Source organism: Burkholderia sp. LS-044, from assembly GCF_004803625.1.
Classification (GTDB): Bacteria; Pseudomonadota; Gammaproteobacteria; order Burkholderiales; family Burkholderiaceae; genus Burkholderia; species Burkholderia cepacia.
This window is the reverse complement of sequence record NZ_SSWO01000007.1, coordinates 23,096-42,152: the sequence shown is the minus strand read 5'-3', so window position 1 is coordinate 42,152 and position 19,057 is coordinate 23,096. Positions and strand designations below refer to the sequence as shown.

Sequence of the window (19,057 nt, the reverse complement as noted above, 5' to 3'; positions counted from 1 at the left end):
GTGTTCAGGGTGTTCAGGGGTGCAACGCGCGGTGGATCATGCGAAGCCGGCCGACGCGAGAAACGCGCGGCTCGCGGCGACGTCGCGCAGGCTCGTGCCGGCATTGCGCGGGTCGCGCTCCTGTTCGATCGTGATGTACCCGGCGTAGCCGATGTCGTCGAGCGCGCGGCGGATCGCCCGGTAGTCGAGCACGCCGGTGCCGATCGGGCACATCACGCCGCGCGCGCATGCGGCGAAGAACGCGATGTGCTCGCCCATCACCGCGTCGTACACGGCCGCGTCGATATCCTTGAAGTGCACATAGTCGAGGCGCGCCGCATGGCGGCGCAGCCAGGTTTCCGGGTCCATGCCCGAGTAATGCAGGTGGCCGGTATCCAGACAGAGGCCGGCCGTGTCGGCCGGAATGTCGGCGACGATCCGGTCGATCTCGTCCGCGAATTCGATGTAGCCGCCCGCATGCGGATGGATCACCGTGCGCACGCCGAATTCGTCGCGCGCGATCGTCGCGATCTGCCGGATGTGCTCGACCATGCCGGCCCAGCGTGCGCCGGACAGCCGCGGCGCGCGATCGGCGTGGCCGGCCGCGTAGTCGCGTTCTTCATGCCCCCAGTCGATCACGACCAGGTACGGCGCCGCGTAGCGCTGGCCGTCCTGCGTCGGCAGTTTCGGCAGCCGCGTGATCAGCGCGCAGATCTCGCGCGTCTGGCGCAACAGGTTCGGCAGGTTCTCCGGCGCCACGAGATCGTCGAAGATCGTACCGGCGGTGATGCTCAGGCGCTGCCGCTCGAGCTCGGCGCTCACCACGTCGAGTTCGAGCGGGATGTAGCCGTACGGCCCGAGCTCGATGCCCGAGTAGCCGGCCTGCGCGGCCTCGGCGAGCACCTGCCGCCACGGTGGCAGGTGCGGGTTCTTCACGTCGTCGACACCCCAGCAGCACGGTGCGCAACCCATCTTCATCGTCATGTCGGTCAGTCCGGCAGGTAGGTAGGCGGCTGCGGTTCAGCCACGATAGAACGCGGGGCGTTCGGCCATCGCGATCGATTCGACCGCCCCGCTCTTTTGCGCACGCACGCATGCGTCGGCCGCGACCGCCGCCGCGTAGCCGTCCCAGGCCGACGGCCCGGTGAGCGCGTGCGCGCGCACGCCGTCGATGAACGCCTGCAGCTCGACGTCGTACGATGCGATGAAGCGCTCCTTCCAGTCGGTCATGATCTCGACCGACTGCCGCGCCGCATGCTTGAGCCCCACCGCCGGCGGATCGGGCAGCTTCGCGATGCCCTGCTCGCCGACCACCTCGCACTGGATGTCGTAGCCGTACTGGCAGTTCACGAAGATCTCGACGTCGATGCGCACGCCGCTCGCGGTTTCCAGCAACACGATCTGCGGATCGGCGAGATGCGACGATGCATGGCGCGTCTTCTTCGGATAGACGACCTGCGTGCTCACGTAGTCCTCGCCGAGCAGCCAGCGCAGCACGTCGAGTTCGTGAATCAGCGTATCGGTGATCGCCATGTCGGTCGTGTAGCGCTCGCCGACCGACTGGTTGCGGTGCGCGCAATGCAGCATCAAGGGCGCGCCGATCTCGCCGCTGTCGATCACGCGCTTGAGCGCGCGATAGCCTTCGTCGTACGGACGCATGAAGCCGACCTGCACGAGCCGCTTGCCGTGCGCGACTTCCGCTTCGACGATCCGCATGCAGCCTTCCGCCGTGACGGCGAGCGGCTTCTCGCAGAACACGGGCTTGCCGTGCGCGATCGCGTCGAGCACGAACGCTTCGTGCGTCGGCCCCCACGACGTGACGAGCACGGCCTGCACGTCGGCGGCCGCGACCACCTCGTGGCCGTCGGCGTAGATCTCGGCATCGAGCCCGTACTTCGTCACCGCGTCGCGCGCCTGCTGCGGATCGATGTCGTTGACGGCCACGACACGCGCGCCGGACAGCGTGCGGGTCAGTCTGCGGATGTGGTCCTGGCCGATCGCGCCGCAGCCGATCACGCCGATTTGCAAGGTCATCTAACAGTCTCCAGTCGTTCATTTGCGGTGCGACACCCGCCGCACCGGCCAGCAACAGGTCAGCGCGCGGTGCGATCGAAAAAACGATCGACGTAGCGCCGGATCGTGTCGCGCATGTAGCGCGACGACGCTTCCGCGCGGTCCTCCCACGCGAACACGCACGACGACATCACGCCGTCGAAGCCTGCCGCGCCGAGCGCGCGAAAGAACACGTCCCAGTCGATCTCGCCCTGCCCGATGTCGAGATGCTGGTGCACGCGGATCTGGTTCGAACCGGGCGGGTTCACGATGTAGCGCAGCTGGCTGCTCTTGCGGTGGTCGAAGGTGTCGGCCACGCGCACGTGCGCGAGGATCGGCGCGGCCTGCGCGATCATCGCGGCCATGTCGTCGCCGTAGTAGAACGTGTGCGGCGCGATGTACGACAGCTTCAGCGACGGCGAGCCGATGTTCGTGACGATGTCGATCGCCGGCTGCAGCTGCTCGATCCAGTCCTCCGGATGCGGCTCGACCGACAGCACGATGCGCTCACGCTCGAGGATCGGCAGCAGCTCGTCCATCGAACGGAACCACGCGGCTTCGCACAGCTCCTTCGGGTTCGCGCCCGGCCGTTCACCGATCGAGCGCTCGGGCGACGCGCCGCGCCCGAACTCCGACACCATCAGCGCGCACTCCATCTCGACCGCCACCTCGATCGCCTTCTTCCAGCAGCGCACGGCCCATAACCGCTCGTCCTCGAACGGGCTCGCCCAGCGGTACATCGGCTGCAGCGACGCGAGGCCGACGCCGCTCGCGCGCATCGCCTGCCGGAAAGCGGCCATCCGCTCGCGCGTCGCGCGCGGCATCACCCACCAGTCGAGAAAGTCGCTGCGCGGCGACAGCTCGATCTGGTCGTAGCCGAGCTCGGCCACCGCGTGCGGCAGGCGGTCGAGCGGCAGGTGGCGAATCATGTAGGGGTCCAGCGCGATCTTCATCGAAAGTCCTCGGCGATAGCGGGTTCCGGACGAACGCGGCGGCATGTGCCGCCCTCGTCCGGCGATGCATGACGGTCAGCGGCGCTTCTTCTTGTTGCGGTACTGGTCGGCGATCACGGCCGCGACGATGATCGCGCCCTTGACCATCTCCTGGTAATACGCGTCGATGCGGATGAACGTGAAGCCCGACGTCATCACGCCGAGGATCAGCACGCCGATCACGGTGCCCGTCACGCGGCCGAGCCCGCCCGACAGCGACGTGCCGCCGATCACGACGGCCGCGATCGCGTCGAGTTCGTACATCACGCCCATGCCCGACTGGCCCGAGATCGCGCGCGCGGCGGTCACGGTGCCGGCGATCCCGCTCAGCAGGCCCGCGATCGCGTAGACGAAGATCAGGTGGCGCGTGACGTTGATGCCCGACACGACGGCCGCGTGACGGTTCGCGCCGATCGCGTACGTGTACTTGCCGAAGCGCGTGTAGCGCAGCACGACGTGGAAGATCGCGGCGATCACGAGGAAGATGATCACCGGATTGGCGCCTGCGCCGATGGCCGCGAACTGGTCGGTCAGCATCGACACGGGCATCCCGTTGGTGAACCACTTCGCGAACCCGCGCGCGGCGACCATCGTGCCGAGCGTCGCGATGAACGGCGGGATGCCGGTCATCGCGATCAGCGAGCCGTTCAGCAGGCCGACCAGCAGCCCGACGCACACGCCGGCCAGCACGGGCCAGATGATCGGCAGGTCGGTCAGGTGCGGGAACACCGCGCGCGGGAAGTCGGACACCTGCGCGAGGCTTGCCGACACGACCGCCGCGGCGGCCACGACCGAGCCCGACGACAGGTCGATCCCGCTGGTGATGATCACGAGGTTCACGCCGACCGCAATGATGCCGATCACCGCCATCTGCAGCACGATGATCTCGAGCCGCTCGGTATTGAACAGGAAGCTCTGGCCGACGACGATCCAGCCGACGATCTCGAAGAACAGGCTGATGCCGACGAGCACGAGGAAGATGCTCAGTTCGGGCGGCCACTTCATGTGCCGCGCCTTGATCGTCATGGTCTGCGCATCCGCAGCCGGATTCAGGTTGCCCATTTCATTTGTCTCCAGTCTTGTTTCGGCTCAGCGCGACGCGAGATCCATGATGCGGACCTGGTCGGCGTCCTTGCGATCGACGATGCCGGTCATGCGCCCTTCGTGCATCACCATCACGCGATCGCTCATTCCCAGCACTTCCGGCATTTCCGACGAGATCATCAGCACCGCGACGCCCTTGCCGGCGAGCGCGCTGACGAGCCTGTGAATCTCGGCCTTCGCGCCGACGTCGATGCCGCGGGTCGGTTCGTCGAGGATCAGGATGCGCGGCTGCGTGAGCAGCCACCGGCCGATCAGCACCTTCTGCTGGTTGCCGCCCGACAGGTTCTGGATCTCCTCGTGCAGCCCGGGCGACTTCACGCGCAGCATCCGGCTCATTTCCTCGCAGTCGCGCTTCAACTGCGCCTGCCGCACGAAATTGAACTTCACGTAGCGGTTGCTGAGCACCGCCGCTTCCATGTTCGCGAGCAGGTCGAGATTCAGGAAGCAGCCGGTGTCCTTGCGATCCTCGGTGAGGAAGGCCATCCCGTGCTTCATCGCCTGCGCGGGTGTCGCGATCCGCACCGGCTTGCCGTCGATCCGGATCTCGCCCGACGTGGCCGGCACGACGCCGAACAGCGCCTCCGCGACGTTCGAGCGCCCCGAGCCGACGAGGCCGGCCACGCCGAGGATCTCGCCCGCGCGCAGCTCGAAGCTCACGTCGCGGAACACGCCGTCGACGCCGAGGTTCTTCACCGACAGCACGACGTCGCCGATCGGCACTTCCTCCTTCGGGAACATCTGCGTGATCTCGCGCCCGACCATCATGCGGATGATGTCGTCGCGCGTGACGTCGCTCGACGCATGCGTGCCGATGTACTTGCCGTCGCGGAACACCGAAAACTCGTCGGCGATCTCGAACAGCTCGTTCATCTTGTGCGTGATGTAGACGATGCCCTTGCCCTGCTCGCGCAGCTGGCGAATGATCCGGAACAGGTGCGTGACTTCCTTGTCGGTCAGCGCGGAAGTCGGCTCGTCCATGATCAGCACGTCCGAGTCGAACGACACGGCCTTCGCGATCTCGACCATCTGGCGGCTCGCGACCGTCAGCGTGCGCACGTCGGTTTCCGGATCGATGTCGATCGACAGCCGCTCGAACAGCGCGGCCGTCTGGCGGCGCAGCGCCGCGTGATCGATCAGGCCGAAGCGGTTCTTCGGTTCGCGGCGGATCCAGATGTTCTCCGCGACCGTCATGTACGGCATCAGGTTGAGTTCCTGGTGAATCATCGCGATGCCGCGGTCGAGCGCATCGAGCGGGCCGTTCAGCACGACCGGCTCGCCGTTGATCAGGATCTCGCCCTGGTCGGGCGTGTAGACGCCCGCGATGATCTTCATCAGCGTCGACTTGCCCGCACCGTTCTCGCCCATCAGTGCATGGACGGTGCCGCGACGCACGCGGAACTGCACGCCGTCGAGCGCGACGACGCCCGGAAAGGACTTGCCGACACCGCGCACCTCGAGCACGCAGTCGGCCGCGGAAGAAGCCGGCGGGGCCGACGAGCCGGACAAACCCGACACACCGGCCGACGCATCGTCGCCGGCCATCGGGCGCGCGATCCTGGCTGTAAACATGGACGTTCCTCGACGAGTCGCGCGCGTGCCCGGTCATGCCGGGCACGCGCAGTTCAACGGATCACCGGTCAGTGCTTCGCGTACTGGCTCATGTTCTCGGGCGTCACGAGCTCGAACGGCACGTTCACGTAGCGGTCGACGGGCTGCTTCTTCGCGAGCTTGAGCGCGGCCGCGACGGCCTGCTGCCCCTGCCCGGACGCGTTCTGGTACACCGACACCTTCAGCTCGCCGCTCTTCATCGAGGCGAGCCCGTCCGGCGTCGCGTCGATGCCGGCGACGATCGTCTTCGGCGTCCACTTGCGCGCGGCCTTCAGCGCATTGATCGCGCCGATCGCCATCTCGTCGTTGTTGGAAATGATCGCGTCGTACTTCGTGCCGGAGCTCAGCCAGTTCATCGTGATGTCCTGGCCCTGCGTGCGGCTCCACTTGCCCTCGCGCTTGTCGACGATCTTCATGCCCGCGCAATCCTTCGTCGCGATCACGTCCTCGATGTCTTTCGTGCGGGCTCGCGCCGATTCGTTGGACAGCTCGCCCATCAGCACGAGGAGGTCGCCCTTGCCGCCGAGCAGCTTGCACACCTGGCGCGCCTGCAGCGTGCCCGACTGCTTCTCGTCGGACGCGACGACCGCGACGCCGGCCGGCAGCTTGTCGAAATCGACCGGCTTGCGGTTCACGTAGACGAGCGGGATCTTCGCGGCCGTCGCCATCTTCGTGATCTTCGGCGTCGCGTCGGTATCGACCGCGTTCACGATGATCGCGTCGACCTTCTGCGCAATCATGTTCTGGACCTGGCTCAACTGCTTGCCGACGTCGTTGCCGCCGTCCTCGATCTGCACCGTCGCGCCGTCCTTCTTCGCCGAATCGGCGATGCTGTTGCGCAGGATGGTCAGGAACGTGTCGTCGAACGACGCCATCGTCACGCCGATCTTCTCGGCATGCGCGAGCGGCGCAGCCAGGATCGCGGCGGCCGCGACGGCCATCAGCTTGGTCTTCATGATCAATCTGTCTCCTCATCTCCGGGGGCGGAAGACGGCGCGTTGCGCGCCGCCGGGCCGAGTCCGATCGAATCCGATACGGACTGAAGCATCCGGATGAAACTGTAGATCACTTCCTCGAAAATTTGGAAATTTATTTCTACGTGATTTCACCTAGGGAACTGGATTTCCAAAAAGTCTAGACTGCGTCCGTAGCCCGATTCCTTGCGGCAGGCAGTCCCGCGTCGTGCAATACACGGTGCGGACGGTCGCGACCGGATCGGCCCCCTAATCCGCCGGCATTGCCGAACGCCGGCCGCGAGCGTGACACGTGATATGAGCCTGCTGAACTTTCCGAGTGACCGCCCCATCGATCTCGCCTGCCTCGGCCGCGTGGCCGTGGATCTCTATGCGCAGCAGTACGGCAGCCGCCTCGAAGAGGCGCGCAGCTTCCAGATGTATCTCGGCGGCTCGTCCGGCAACGTCGCGTTCGGCGTGGCGCGGCTCGGGCTGAAGACCGCGATGATCTCGCGCGTCGGCGACGAGCAGATGGGCCGCTTCCTGCGCGAGACGCTCGAGCGCGAAGGCTGCGACACGAGCCAGCTGCAGACCGACCGCGAACGCCTCACCGCGCTGGTGCTGCTCGGGCTGAAGGATCGCGACACGTTCCCGCTGCTGTTCGTGCGCGAGAACTGCGCGGACATGGCCGTGCGCGCCGACGAGATCAGCGAGGACTTCATCGCCGGCTGCCGCGCGCTCGCGATCACCGGCACGCATCTGTCGACGCCGGGCACGCGCGAGGCGTCGCTGACCGCGCTCGGTTATGCGCGCCGCCATGGCGTCGTGCGAATTCTCGACATCGACTACCGGCCCGTACTGTGGGGCCTGACCGCGCGCGGCGCGGGCGAGAACCGCTACGTGCCGGACGCGCAGGTGACGCGTCAACTGCAGCAGGTGCTCGGCGAATTCGACCTGCTGGTCGGCACCGAGGAGGAATTCCTGATCGCGGGCGGCGTGCCGCATGACCTGATCGGGTCGTTGCAGGCGGTGCGCGCCATCACGAACGCGACGCTGGTCGTCAAGCGCGGCGCGCTCGGCTGCTGCGTGATCGAGGGCGACATTCCCGCCCGCATCGACGATGCGCCGACCTTCCTCGGCGAACGCGTCGAGGTGCTCAACGTGCTCGGCGCGGGCGACGCGTTCCTGTCGGGCCTGCTGTCGGGGCTGCTGCGCGGCCGCGACTGGGCCGAGTCGACGCGCATCGCGAACGCGTGCGGCGCGATCGTCGTATCGCGCCACGCGTGCTCCGCGGCGATGCCGACGCCGGCCGAGCTTGCGCACTGGTTCGACGGCAACCGCAATCCGGTGGTCGATGCCGATCACACGCTCGCGCACCTGCATCGCGTGACGGTGCCGCGCCGCGAATGGGACGACCTGTGCGTGATGGCGTTCGACCATCGCAGCCAGTTCTACGAACTCGCGGTGCAGGCCGGCGCCGACGAAGCGCGGATCAGGACGCTGAAGCGCCTGCTCGTGCGCGCGGTCGAGCAGGTCGAGCGCGAGCGCCGGATCGAAGGCCATGTCGGTGTGCTGATCGACGGCGGCGGCTACGGCAGCGACGCGCTGGCGTCGGCCACCGGGCGCGGCTGGTGGGTCGGCCGCCCGGTCGAGCTGCCGGGCTCCCGGCCGCTGCGCTTCGACGAAACGCGCTCGGTCGGCTCGTCGCTCACGCACTGGCCGACTGAACAGGTCGTGAAGTGCCTCGTTCACTATCATCCGGACGACCAGGTCGACCTGCGCGTCGAACAGGAGCAGCGCGTGCTGGAACTGTGGGAAGCCACGCGCGCCAGCGGCAACGAACTGCTGCTGGAAATGATTCCGCCGCGCGCGGTCACGCCGGCCGGCACCGAGGACGACGCGGTGCTGCGCACGATCGCGCGCTTCTACAACCTCGGCGTGAAACCCGAATGGTGGAAGCTCACGCCGCTGAGCGCCGACGGCTGGGCACGGCTCGCCGCGCTGATCGCCGAGCGCGACCCGCACTGCCGCGGCGCGGTGATCCTCGGGCTGAACCAGCCGCTGCAATACCTCGTCGACAGCTTCCGCTCGGCGACCAACCCGATCGTCAAGGGCTTCATGGTCGGGCGCACGCTGTGGGCCGATGCGTCGCTGAACTGGTTCGCCGGCCGGATCGACGACCAGGCGCTGATCGATGAAGTGGCCGGCAACTTCGCGCAGCTCGTGGATGCATGGCTCGGCCGCCGTGCGGCGGCGGCCCGCGCCGCCGCGGCGTGACATGACGTGACGCAACACGAAGCGACGCCCGCGATGATCCACCCGAATCCTCTTCACCGACCGACATGACCTCTACCGTAAGACTGACCGTCAGCCAGGCGCTCGTGCGCTACCTGGCCGCCCTGCGCGCCGAAGTCGTCCAGCCCGACGGCCGCGTCGAGATCCTGCCCTACTGCGGCGGCGTGTTCGCGATCTTCGGCCACGGCAACGTGGCCGGGCTCGGCGAAGCGCTGCACGCCGAAAAAGACCGGCTGCCGACGTTCCGCGCGCACAACGAGCAAGGGATGGCGAACGCGGCGATCGCGTTCGCGAAAGCGAACTTCCGCCAGCGGATGATGGCCGCGACGTCGAGCATCGGCCCGGGCGCGACCAACATGCTGACCTCCGCCGCGCTCGCGCACGTCGGCCGCCTGCCGCTGCTGCTGCTGCCCGGCGACGTGTTCGTGTCGCGCCTGCCCGACCCGGTGCTGCAACAGGTCGAGGATTTCGAACAGGGCGACGTCAGCGCGAACGACTGCTTCCGGCCGGTGACGCGCTACTTCGACCGGATCACGTCGCCCGAGCAGCTGCTCGTCGCGCTGCCGCGTGCGATCCAGGTGATGACCGACCCCGCGCAGTGCGGCCCCGTGTGCCTCGCGCTGCCGCAGGACGTGCAGACCTTCGCGTACGACTGGCCCGAGGATTTCTTCGCGCCGCCGGTGATCCGGATGCGCCGGCCGCCGGCCGACGCGCTCGAGCTCGCCGATGCGCTCGACGTGCTGAAGGCCGCGAAGAAGCCGCTGATCGTCGCGGGCGGCGGCGTGCTGTACAGCCAGGCGTGGGACGCGCTGCGTGCGTTCGCCGATACGCATGGCGTGCCGGTCGCGGAATCGCAGGCCGGCAAGGGCAGCCTCGCGTGGGACCACCCGCTGAACCTCGGCTCGATCGGCGTGACGGGCTCGCCCGCCGCAAACCGCGCGGCCGCGCAGGCCGACGTGGTGTTCGCGGTCGGCACGCGGCTGCAGGACTTCACGACCGGCTCGCATGCGCTCTACGGCAACGCAACGCTGCTGAGCCTGAACGTGCAACCGTTCGACGCAGGCAAGAAACGCGGCCGGCAACTCGTCGCCGACGCGCGCACGGGCCTCGGCCAGCTGTCGGCCGCGCTGGCCGGCTGGCACGCCGATCCGGCATGGACGGCCAGCAACCGCGACCAGGCCGCCGCATGGAACGCGCGCGTGACCGAACTCACGACGCGCGTGCCGAACGACACGCTGCCCTACGACGCGGAAGTGATCGGCGCGGTGCGCGACTCCGCGGCCGACGCGGGGCGCGACAGCGCGCGCGACGACCTCGTGGTGTGCGCGGCCGGCACGCTGCCGGCCGAACTGCACAAGCTGTGGCGCAGCGGCGTGCCGGGCAACTACCACATGGACTACGCGTACTCGTGCATGGGCTACGAAGTCGCGGGCGGCCTCGGCGCGAAGCTCGCGCGGCCCGAGCGCGAAGTGATCGTGATCGTCGGCGACGGCTCGTACATGATGCTCAACGCGGAACTCGCGACCTCCGTGATGCTCGGCCGCAAGATCGTCGTCGTGATCCTCGACAACCGCGGCTACGGCTGCATCGAGCGGCTGCAACTCAATTGCGGCGGCGCGAGCTTCAACAACATGCTCGACGACTGCGTGCCCGAAGGCGGCGAACGCTCGACGATCGACTTCGCGATGCATGCGCGCGCGATGGGCGCCGAAGCCGTGCACGTGCGCGATATCGGCGAACTGCGCAGCGAAATGAAGCGCGCCCGCGCGGCGAAGAAGAGCCAGGTGCTCGTGATCGACACCACGCACCGGCGCACGACCGACGACGGCGGCGCATGGTGGGAAGTCGCCGTGCCGCAGGTGTCCGAACGCGCCGGCGTCGAGGACGCGCACCGCGCGTATCTCGACGCGAAGACCCGGCAGCGGCGCTGATGACGCACGCTGCCCACGCACCCTCCCCGCGAAAAACACATTCGAACCAAGGAAGCCCGTCATGAGCTGGAACGTCCGCATCGGTATCAATCCCCTGTCGTGGATGAACGACGACCTGCCGTCGCTCGGCGGCGAGACGCCGCTCGAAACGGCGCTGAAGGAAGGCGCCGAAATCGGCTATGCGGGCTTCGAGCTCGGCAACAAGTTCCCGAAGACGGGCCCCGAGCTGAAGGCGAAACTCGCCGGGTTCGGGCTCGTGTGCGTGTCGGGCTGGTATTCGGGCTTCCTCGCGGAAGTCGCGCCGGGCATGAGCGACGCCGATGCGGTCGCCGCGGAAATCGAGCGCTGCCGCGCGCACATGACGAAGCTGCAGTACAACGACGTGAACGTGGTCGTGTACGGCGAATGCGCGGGCACGATCCAGGGCAACATCGACACGCCGGTCGCGAAACGGCCGCGCTTCGTCGACGAAGACGCATGGCGGCGCTACGCGGCACGCCTCGACGCATTCGGCGCGCACCTGCTCGCGACCTACGGCATCAAGCTCGCCTACCATCACCACATGGGCGCATACGTCGAATCGCCCGACGACGTCGACCGGCTGATGGCGCTGACCGATCCGGCGAAGGTGTTCCTGCTGTTCGATACCGGTCACGCGTATTTCGGCGGCGCGGCCGACCCGGTGACGCTGTTGAAGAAACACGTATCGCGCGTGGTCCACGTGCATTGCAAAGACGTGCGGCCGCAGGTCGTCACGCAGGCGCGCAACGACGGCTGGAGCTTCCTGAACGGCGTGATCAACGGCACCTTCACGGTGCCCGGCGACGGCGCGCTCGACTACGAGGCGACGCTGCGCACGCTGAAGGATGCCGGCTACGAAGGCTGGCTCGTCGTCGAGGCCGAGCAGGATCCGGCCGTCGCGCCGAGCTATGCGTATGCGAAGAAGGGCTACGAATCGCTGCGCGCGATCGTCGACCGGTTGAGCGCGTGAGCCCCGTCACCCCCGCTGTCACCCCCGCCGTCACCCCATTGCGGAGCCCCACCCCATGACGATTTCTCCCCTGCTGGTCAAAGCCTCTGCCGACCGCGAAATCTGCAACGTCACGCCGGAATCGGCCGGCTGGAAGCACGTCGGCTTTCGCGCGCTGCGCCTGAAGGCCGGCGACACCGAAACGCTCGACACGGGCACGCGGGAACTGTGCGTCGTCGTGCTCACGGGCACGGTGCGCGCGGAAGTCGACGGCACGACCTACGATGCGCTCGGCAAGCGCGACAGCGTATTCGAGGACGTATCGCCCGATGCGCTGTACGTGCCGGGCGGCAAGACGGTCACGCTGGTCGCGACGCGCGATGCGGAAATCGCGCTGTGCACCGCGCCGTATGCAAGCGGCGACAAGCCCGTGCAACGCCTCGACGGCGAACAGATGCGCCGCTCGGTACGCGGCCAAGGCACCAACACGCGCTACGTGTGCGACATCCTGATGGGCGACAACCCGGCGGCCGAGCGCCTCCTCGTCGTCGAGGTCGTCACGCCGGCGAGCCATTCGAGCAGCTATCCGCCGCACAAGCACGACCGCGACGCAGCGCCCGACGAAACCTCGCTCGAGGAAACCTACTACCACCGGATCGATCCGCCGCAGGGTTTCGCGTTCCAGCGCGTGTACACGGACGACCGCAGCCTCGACGAAGCGTGCGCGGTCGAGAACCACGACGTCGTGATGGTGCCGCGCGGCTACCATCCGGTGGTCGCGCCGCACGGCTACAACCTGTACTACCTGAACGTGATGGCCGGGCCCAGCCGCGCGTGGGCGTTCAAGAACGACCCCGCGCACGAATGGATGCTCGACGCGGCGCCGACGCGCTGAATGGAAGACGGGCCCGCGCGCGGCCCGTGACGATGCGATGCCCGGCACGCGCACCCAGAGCCGGGAACGCCACGGAGCCGCCATGGTGACGACCCTCTTTCGCCTCGATCCCCACCCGTTCGACGACGATGCGTCGAACCCGGCGCTGCCGCGCTTCGATGCGGCGCTTGCCCGTCGGATGGGCGAGATCGCGGTCAACCTCGCGTCGCGCCGCGGGCTGCCGATCGCGGTGAGCATCGTCGGCGAGCAGGCGCCGCTGTTCTACTGCGCGCTCGACGGCAGCCACGCGAACGACAGCGACGCGATCCGCCGGCGACAGAACACGGTGTTGCGCTTCGGCCTCAGCTCACTCGCGGTCGGCGAGCGCTTTCGACGCGCCGGCTGGTCGCTGCAATCGCAGGGGCTGTCGGATGACGACTATGCGCTCGACGGCGGTGGCGTGCCGTTGCGTGTCGCCGGGGCCGGCATCGTCGGCGCGATGACGATCGCGGGGCTCGACTCGGAACACAATCACGCGCTCGTCGTCGAGAGCCTGCAGTGGCACGTCGGCCGTTACGCGCTCGCGCCGCACGCGTAACGACAAGGGCGGCACGACCGGCGCAAGCGCGCCGAGGCACCGCCCCGCCCGATCAGTTCAACCCGCCGCTCACGACGAGATGCTCGCCGGTCATCCAGCGTGCATCGTCCGACGCGAGGAACACGGCCACCGACGCGATGTCGTCCGGCTCGCCGAGGCGGCCGAGCGGCGTCTCGCTGCGCACCTGCTTGTCGAGATCCGAACCGATGATGCCCGCGCTGTGCGTGCCCTCGGTCACGATCATCCCCGGGTTGATCGCGTTCACGCGAATCTTGCGCGGGCCGAGTTCGAGCGCGAGCACGCCGGTGATCGCGTCGACCGCGCCCTTGGTGCCGCTGTAGACGGCGCTGGCGGGCGGCGTGATGCTGGTCACCACCGAGCTGATGTTGATGATGCTCGCGCCTTCGCCGAGATGCTTGACGGCGGCCTGCGTCGTCAGCAGCACGCCGAACACGTTCGTGTCGAATTGACGGCGATAGTGCTCTTCGGTGATCGCCTCGATCGGCGCGAATTCGTACACGCCGGAATTGTTGACGAGCACGTCGAGACGGCCGTACGTGTCGATCGCCGTATCGACGATGCGCTGCGCGTCGGCTGCCTTCGACACGTCGCCGCCCACCGCGACCGCGCGGCCGCCCGCTTCGACGATCGCGCCGACGACCGCGTCGGCACCCGCCTTGCTGCTCGCATAGTTGACGACGACCGACGCGCCTTCGGCGGCCAGTGCCTTCGCGATTGCCGCGCCGATGCCCTTCGATCCGCCCGTGACGATCGCGACCTTGCCTGCCAGCTTGCTCATGATTTCATTCCTCAGTCAAAAGACCTTCGATGGATGGCGCCGGTTGCCGCGCAGTGTGTCGATGCGGCGACCGGCATGCATGGCAATGTACGGTGCGGCACCGCAGCGATAAAGCGGCTCGACACGAATTGACTGGCGGAGTTTGCCGAACAATCGCTCGCGCGCCGTCAGCCGGCGCTGAGCCAGGCGTTCGCGACCTCGCCGCCGAGGCCGTCGAGCGCGCCGTCGTAGACGATCCGTCCGCGCCCCATCACCGCGACGCGCCGCGCGAGCCGCGGCGCGAACTGCAGCCGCTGCTCGATCAGCAGGATCGCGACGCCGTCGGCCTGCAGCGCGGCCAGGCATGCGCCGACTTCGTCGACCGCGAGCGGCGCGAGGCCTTCGGCCGGTTCGTCGACGATCAGCACGCGCGGGCGGCCGGCCAGCGCACGCACCAGCGCGAGCACCTGCTGTTCGCCGCCCGACAGCCGCCCGGCTTTCACGTCCGCGCGCGCGGACAGCAGCGGAAAGCGGTCGAACAGCCGTTCGAGCGCCGCGCGTTCGGCCGCACCGCGGGCGCCGCGCAACCCGAGCCGCAGGTTGTCGCGCACCGTCAGCAGCGGGAACACGTCGCGGCTTTCGGCAACGTAAGCGACACCGCGCCGCGCGATCTCGAACGTGCGCGCGCCCACGCATTCGGCGCCGTCGATGCGCACCGAGCCGGCCGTGCGCACGAGCCCCATCACGGCCTTCGCGAGCGTCGAGCGCCCCGAGCCGTTGCGGCCGAGCAGCGCGAGCGTCTCGCCCGGGGCAAGCGCAAGATCGACGCCGTCGAGCACGGGTTGCAGGCCGTACCCCGCGCGCAGGCCGCGGATGTCGAGCAGCGCGCTCACAGGCCGCCCTCGCCCAGGTAGGCGGCCCGCACGGCCGGATCGGCGCGGATCGCATCGGGTGCGCCGGTCGCGACCACCGTGCCGCGCACGAGCACCGTGATGCGCTCGGCGAACCCGAACACCGTGTCCATGTCGTGCTCGATCAGCAGGACCGTTCGCCCCTGCGTCGTCGCACGGATCAGCGCGATCATCCGCGCCGCCTGCGCGCGGCTCATGCCGGCCGTCGGCTCGTCGAGCAGCAGCGTGCGCGCCCCGCTCGCGAGTGCGATCCCGAGATCGAGCGCGCGCTGTTCCGCATAGCCCAGCTCGGCGGCCGGCGTGTCGCGGTGCGCGTCGAGGCCGATGTCGTGCAGCACGCGCCCGGCCGCGAGATCGACCGACGCCGATTCGCGCAGCCGGTTCCACCAGCGCCGCCGTTCGGCGGGCGCATGCAGTGCCGCACAACGCAGGTTGTCGAACACGGACAGCCGCGCGAATGCGCTCGTCTGCTGGAAACTGCGGCCGATGCCGAGCCGGCTCGCGACGACCGGCCCGCGCCCGCGCAGCTCCACGCCATGCAGCACCACGCGCCCGCGCGTGGGCCGCGTCGCACCGGCGATCACGCCGAACAGCGTCGACTTGCCCGCGCCGTTCGGCCCGATCAGCGCATGACGCTCGCCGGCCGCGATGCTCAGCTCGACGCCGTCGAGCACCGTCTGCGCGCCGAAGCGCTGCACGACGCCGTGCAGCGCGATCGCGTTGCCGTTCATCGCACGTCCTCCCGCTTGCCCGCCTGCCCGCCCGGCGCGAAGCGCGCGCGCCAGCCCCACAGCAACGCACCGATGCCGGCCGCCGAACACGCGACGGCCCAGCCGGCCGGCGTATCGGCGTCGATGCGCCAGGCGCCGAACGCGAAGCCTGCGCCGTCGTACTGCGCGAAGCGCCACGCATAACCGAGCTCCGCCGCGCAGACGATCGCGACGCCCCAGAACACGCACGCGGCGACCGCGCACAGCATGCGCCACCGCTCGGCCGCTGGCGCGCCGCGCCGCGATGCTTGCGCGAGCGCCTGCACGATCCCGGCGATCCCGCGCGGCGCGGCCACGACGATCGCGACGAACAGCACGCCGAGATACAGCGCCCACGCGCGCGACACGCCCGCGACGACGATGCTCAGCAGGGTCAGCACGGCGGCACCGGCCGCCGGCCCGAAGAACGTACCGGTGCCGCCGATCACCGCGGCGATCAGCACGGTCGCCGAACGCGCCATCGACACGCTGTCGGGCGTCGCGATTTCGACGTCGATCAGCGTCAGCGTGCCCGCGACACCCGCGAAGAACGACGCGCAGGTGACCATCGCGAGCCGCACGCGGCGCGGATCGGTGCCGAGCGCGGCGACGCGCGCGGGATTGTCGCGCACCGCGTTCGCGAGCCGCGCGAGCGGCATGCGCGTCAGCGCGTGCATGGCCCACGCCGACGCGATGCACCACGCGGCGATGACCGCATACGCCTGCACCGGTGCGCCGAAATGCCAGCCGCCCCACGGCGTGCCGCTCGCGCGGTCGATCGGCACGCCGCCGATTCCGCCGAACCACGCGGGCACGCTCCAGGCGGCGGCCGCGACGCATTCGCCGAGCCCGAGCGTGATCATCGCGAACGCGGTGCCGGAACGGCGTGTCGCGAGCAGCCCGGCCGCGAAGCCGAAACCGGCGCCGGCCATGCCGCCGACGAGCGGCAACAGCGGCAGCGGGCCGCCGAAGTGGTTGAACCAGTGCGCGGCCGCGAACGCGCCGAGGCCCGCGAACGCCGCGTGCCCGAACGACAGCAGCCCGGTCGTGCCGAGCTGCAGGTTGTACGACAGCGCGAGCACGACCAGCGCGGCCGTCTGCGCGAGATAACCGAGCACCGCGCCATGCGGCCACAGCCACGCGGGCAGCGCGACGCACGCGGCGAACAGCGCCCCGCGCGCCAGGCCGGCGGCAAGCGTGCGGCTACGCATCGGCGCGCTCGCCGAACAGCCCGCGCGGCCGCGCGACCAGCACCGCGACCAGCAGCAGGTACGGCACCAGCGGCGCGAGCTGCGCGATCGATACTGTGGCCACGCTGTCGGGCAGCGCGATGCCGGCCCATGACGCGAGGTCGCGCAGCGACGTATCGCTCGCGGCCGCGAAGGTCTGCGCGCAACCGACGGCGAGCGACGCCGCGAACGCGCCGCCGAGCGAACCGAGCCCGCCGATCACGACGACCGCGAACACGACCGAACCGACGGTTTCGGCCAGCGCGGGTTCGATCACCGCGAGCGGCGCGCCGATCACGCCGGCCAGCGCGGCCAGCGCGGTGCCCGCGCCGAACAGCGCCGTCATCACGCGCGGCACGTCGTAGCCGAGCGCCTCGACGGCCGCCCGGTGCGTGAGTGCCGCGCGCACCACGAGCCCGATGCGCGACGTGCGCAACAACGCGCCGAGCGCAACGAGCATCGCCGCGGACATTCCCATCATGAACAGCCGGTAGCGCGGCAGCGCGAGGCCGAAGACGGTCGCGGGCGCGCCGTCGAACAGCGCCGGCACGGGGGCCGGCAGCGGCGCCAGGCCCCACACGAGTTTCGCGCCCTCGCCGATCAGGTACGCGAGCCCGAAGGTCAGCAGCAGTTCGCTCGTATGGCCGCGCGCCTGGACCCGGCGCAGCAGCGTGCGTTCGCAGCCGGCGCCGAGCAGCCCGACCGCGAGCGGCGCGAGGACCAGCGCGGGCCAGAAGCCCGCGCGGGCCGCGATGCTGTAGCCGACATATGCGCCGAGCATGTAGAAGCTCGCGTGTGCGAAGTTGAGCACGCCCTGCACGCTGAAGATCAGCGTGAGGCCGGCCGACAGCATGAACAGCAGCAAGCCGTAGCTGAGGCCGTTGAAGGCCTGGAGCGCGAATGCGTGCACCGCGAGGTCAGGCCGCGAGCGGCTCGAGCGCGGCGCGCAGCGCGTCGGGCAGCGGCACCGGGCGGCGCGTGCCGCGATCGACGTACACGTGCACGAAATGCCCCTGTGCGGCGGGCGACGCGTCGCCCTGCGCGAACAGCCCGACCTCGTAGCGCACGCTCGACGTGCCGAGCTTCACGACCCGCAAACCCGCGTCGACCGACTGCGGAAACACCAGCGGCGCGAAGTAGTTGCACTGCGTCTCGACCACGAGGCCGATCGTCTGCCCGTGCTCGACGTCGAGCACGCCGGCGCGGATCAGGTATTCGTTCACGACCGTGTCGAAGTAGCTGTAGTAGACGACGTTGTTCACGTGCCCGTAGACGTCGTTGTCCATCCAGCGGGTCGTGATCGGCAGGAAGTGGCGATAGGCGTCGCGCGGACGCGGTTGCGGCTTGTCGGACATGGCGATGGCGGTCAAGACGATGAAAGCGCTGAGGACGAAGCGCGGCGGCCGCGTGGCACGGCGGCTGCAACCCGACTGGCCGGCCCGTCACTGGCCCGGCCGGTCGACGAATTCGAAATCGAGGCCGCGCGCACGCATCCAGTCGGCGAGCGCGACACCCGTGCCGGCGCGCCACGGGCGCAGCAGCGGCGGATCGACGAGCTTGTATTCGAGCAGTTCCGGCGACAGCGCGACCGTGCCCGACGCGCGCACGTGGTACGCGATGATCAGTTCGTTCTTGCGGATGAATTCGTAGACGCCGACGAGCGACACGTGCTCGGCCTTCAGGGCCGTTTCCTCGAACACCTCGCGCGCGATGCCGTCCTCGGGCGTCTCGCCGTTCTCGAGGAAGCCGGTGATCAGCGCGAACATGCCTTCGGGCCAGGCCGCGTTGCGCGCGAGCAGGATCTTGCCGTCGAGCTCGACGATCGCGGCCACCACCGGCAGCGGGTTGTTCCAGTGCACGTAGCCGCATGCGTCGTCGGGACAGGCCTGGCGGACGCGGCCGCCTTCATGGTCGGGATCGGCGCGCTCGGTGAGCGGGCTCGCGCAGCGCGGGCAGAAGCGGTAGTCGGCGGTGGTCATCGATGGGGATCTGGCGGGCGCGGGAAAGGCCTCATTCTAGCGAGTTTGCCGGCCG

The 19,057-nt window shown here is 69.2% G+C and carries 18 protein-coding genes; 5 read left to right on the top strand and 13 right to left on the bottom strand.

Annotated features, from left to right (window positions below; all coding sequences use genetic code 11):
- Positions 1-36 precede the first annotated feature (36 nt).
- The 6 genes from E9536_RS19260 to E9536_RS19235 all read right to left on the bottom strand — a co-directional run bounded on the left by E9536_RS19260 (position 37) and on the right by E9536_RS19235 (position 6,691).
- On the bottom strand, positions 37-963 hold the full coding sequence (locus E9536_RS19260; RefSeq protein WP_060082893.1) for a TIM barrel protein: 927 nt from the start codon (positions 961-963) through the stop codon (positions 37-39).
- A 36-nt stretch (positions 964-999) separates the two neighbouring features.
- Complete coding sequence (locus E9536_RS19255; RefSeq protein ID WP_021162372.1) at positions 1,000-2,013, bottom strand: Gfo/Idh/MocA family oxidoreductase; 1,014 nt, start codon at positions 2,011-2,013, stop codon at positions 1,000-1,002.
- A gap of 59 nt (positions 2,014-2,072) precedes the next feature.
- A complete protein-coding gene (locus E9536_RS19250; RefSeq protein WP_060196776.1) occupies positions 2,073-2,984 on the bottom strand; it encodes a sugar phosphate isomerase/epimerase in 912 nt (303 codons plus the stop codon).
- Between the two features lie 75 nt (positions 2,985-3,059).
- Positions 3,060-4,085 (bottom strand): ABC transporter permease, encoded by a 1,026-nt coding sequence (locus tag E9536_RS19245; protein ID WP_021162374.1) that lies wholly within the window; start codon positions 4,083-4,085, stop codon positions 3,060-3,062.
- A 27-nt stretch (positions 4,086-4,112) separates the two neighbouring features.
- A complete protein-coding gene (locus tag E9536_RS19240; RefSeq protein ID WP_059526876.1) occupies positions 4,113-5,696 on the bottom strand; it encodes a sugar ABC transporter ATP-binding protein in 1,584 nt (527 codons plus the stop codon).
- Positions 5,697-5,764: 68 nt separating this feature from the next.
- On the bottom strand, positions 5,765-6,691 hold the full coding sequence (locus E9536_RS19235; protein WP_059687282.1) for a sugar ABC transporter substrate-binding protein: 927 nt from the start codon (positions 6,689-6,691) through the stop codon (positions 5,765-5,767).
- Between the two features lie 315 nt (positions 6,692-7,006).
- Between E9536_RS19235 and iolC the strand changes: the two genes are divergently transcribed.
- The 5 genes from iolC (at position 7,007) to E9536_RS19210 (ending at position 13,356) form a co-directional block, all read left to right on the top strand.
- Entirely contained in the window at positions 7,007-8,965 is a 1,959-nt protein-coding gene (iolC, locus tag E9536_RS19230) for a 5-dehydro-2-deoxygluconokinase (RefSeq protein WP_136470410.1), read from the top strand.
- Between the two features lie 65 nt (positions 8,966-9,030).
- A complete protein-coding gene (gene iolD / locus E9536_RS19225; protein ID WP_027787743.1) occupies positions 9,031-10,914 on the top strand; it encodes a 3D-(3,5/4)-trihydroxycyclohexane-1,2-dione acylhydrolase (decyclizing) in 1,884 nt (627 codons plus the stop codon).
- Positions 10,915-10,975: 61 nt separating this feature from the next.
- Entirely contained in the window at positions 10,976-11,905 is a 930-nt protein-coding gene (iolE, locus tag E9536_RS19220) for a myo-inosose-2 dehydratase (RefSeq protein ID WP_059699022.1), read from the top strand.
- A 55-nt stretch (positions 11,906-11,960) separates the two neighbouring features.
- Positions 11,961-12,779, top strand: coding sequence for a 5-deoxy-glucuronate isomerase (gene iolB, locus E9536_RS19215; RefSeq protein ID WP_136470409.1), 819 nt, complete (start codon positions 11,961-11,963; stop codon positions 12,777-12,779).
- A gap of 82 nt (positions 12,780-12,861) precedes the next feature.
- The gene (locus E9536_RS19210) at positions 12,862-13,356 is read left to right on the top strand and encodes a heme-degrading domain-containing protein (RefSeq protein ID WP_059497814.1); all 495 of its coding nucleotides are present in this window, start codon (positions 12,862-12,864) and stop codon (positions 13,354-13,356) included.
- A 52-nt stretch (positions 13,357-13,408) separates the two neighbouring features.
- Here the strand turns inward: E9536_RS19210 and E9536_RS19205 are convergent, their stop codons facing one another.
- The 7 genes from E9536_RS19205 to E9536_RS19175 all read right to left on the bottom strand — a co-directional run bounded on the left by E9536_RS19205 (position 13,409) and on the right by E9536_RS19175 (position 19,002).
- Entirely contained in the window at positions 13,409-14,155 is a 747-nt protein-coding gene (locus tag E9536_RS19205; protein ID WP_021162382.1) for a glucose 1-dehydrogenase, read from the bottom strand.
- 167 nt (positions 14,156-14,322) lie between these two features.
- Positions 14,323-15,027 (bottom strand): ABC transporter ATP-binding protein, encoded by a 705-nt coding sequence (locus E9536_RS19200; protein ID WP_027787747.1) that lies wholly within the window; start codon positions 15,025-15,027, stop codon positions 14,323-14,325.
- Complete coding sequence (locus tag E9536_RS19195) at positions 15,024-15,776, bottom strand: ABC transporter ATP-binding protein (RefSeq protein ID WP_060082888.1); 753 nt, start codon at positions 15,774-15,776, stop codon at positions 15,024-15,026. The genes E9536_RS19200 and E9536_RS19195 overlap by 4 nt, the downstream gene beginning before the upstream one ends.
- Positions 15,773-17,005 carry a branched-chain amino acid ABC transporter permease gene (locus tag E9536_RS19190; RefSeq protein WP_136470408.1) on the bottom strand — a complete coding sequence of 411 codons (1,233 nt, stop codon included), beginning with the start codon at positions 17,003-17,005 and terminating at the stop codon, positions 15,773-15,775. Before E9536_RS19190 ends, E9536_RS19195 begins: the two co-directional genes overlap by 4 nt.
- On the bottom strand, positions 16,998-17,933 hold the full coding sequence (locus E9536_RS19185) for a branched-chain amino acid ABC transporter permease (protein WP_059699016.1): 936 nt from the start codon (positions 17,931-17,933) through the stop codon (positions 16,998-17,000). Before E9536_RS19185 ends, E9536_RS19190 begins: the two co-directional genes overlap by 8 nt.
- Positions 17,934-17,940: 7 nt before the next feature.
- Positions 17,941-18,378: a thioesterase family protein gene (locus E9536_RS19180; protein WP_027787751.1), complete on the bottom strand. Its 438-nt coding sequence runs from the start codon at positions 18,376-18,378 to the stop codon at positions 17,941-17,943.
- A gap of 87 nt (positions 18,379-18,465) precedes the next feature.
- Positions 18,466-19,002: an NUDIX domain-containing protein gene (locus E9536_RS19175; RefSeq protein WP_027787752.1), complete on the bottom strand. Its 537-nt coding sequence runs from the start codon at positions 19,000-19,002 to the stop codon at positions 18,466-18,468.
- Between the last annotated feature and the right edge of the window lie 55 nt (positions 19,003-19,057).

Excerpts from the sequence above, each read along its gene's own strand:
- E9536_RS19260 (WP_060082893.1), bottom strand. The coding sequence starts at position 963 with ATGACGATGAAGATGGGTTGCGCACCGTGCTGCTGGGGTGTCGACGAC.
- E9536_RS19255 (WP_021162372.1), bottom strand. The coding sequence starts at position 2,013 with ATGACCTTGCAAATCGGCGTGATCGGCTGCGGCGCGATCGGCCAGGAC.
- E9536_RS19250 (WP_060196776.1), bottom strand. The coding sequence starts at position 2,984 with ATGAAGATCGCGCTGGACCCCTACATGATTCGCCACCTGCCGCTCGAC.
- E9536_RS19245 (WP_021162374.1), bottom strand. The coding sequence starts at position 4,085 with ATGGGCAACCTGAATCCGGCTGCGGATGCGCAGACCATGACGATCAAG.
- E9536_RS19240 (WP_059526876.1), bottom strand. The coding sequence starts at position 5,696 with ATGTTTACAGCCAGGATCGCGCGCCCGATGGCCGGCGACGATGCGTCG.
- E9536_RS19235 (WP_059687282.1), bottom strand. The coding sequence starts at position 6,691 with ATGAAGACCAAGCTGATGGCCGTCGCGGCCGCCGCGATCCTGGCTGCG.
- iolC (WP_136470410.1), top strand. The coding sequence starts at position 7,007 with ATGAGCCTGCTGAACTTTCCGAGTGACCGCCCCATCGATCTCGCCTGC.
- iolD (WP_027787743.1), top strand. The coding sequence starts at position 9,031 with ATGACCTCTACCGTAAGACTGACCGTCAGCCAGGCGCTCGTGCGCTAC.
- iolE (WP_059699022.1), top strand. The coding sequence starts at position 10,976 with ATGAGCTGGAACGTCCGCATCGGTATCAATCCCCTGTCGTGGATGAAC.
- iolB (WP_136470409.1), top strand. The coding sequence starts at position 11,961 with ATGACGATTTCTCCCCTGCTGGTCAAAGCCTCTGCCGACCGCGAAATC.
- E9536_RS19210 (WP_059497814.1), top strand. The coding sequence starts at position 12,862 with ATGGTGACGACCCTCTTTCGCCTCGATCCCCACCCGTTCGACGACGAT.
- E9536_RS19205 (WP_021162382.1), bottom strand. The coding sequence starts at position 14,155 with ATGAGCAAGCTGGCAGGCAAGGTCGCGATCGTCACGGGCGGATCGAAG.
- E9536_RS19195 (WP_060082888.1), bottom strand. The coding sequence starts at position 15,776 with ATGAACGGCAACGCGATCGCGCTGCACGGCGTCGTGCAGCGCTTCGGC.
- E9536_RS19190 (WP_136470408.1), bottom strand. The coding sequence starts at position 17,005 with ATGCGTAGCCGCACGCTTGCCGCCGGCCTGGCGCGCGGGGCGCTGTTC.
- E9536_RS19180 (WP_027787751.1), bottom strand. The coding sequence starts at position 18,378 with ATGTCCGACAAGCCGCAACCGCGTCCGCGCGACGCCTATCGCCACTTC.
- E9536_RS19175 (WP_027787752.1), bottom strand. The coding sequence starts at position 19,002 with ATGACCACCGCCGACTACCGCTTCTGCCCGCGCTGCGCGAGCCCGCTC.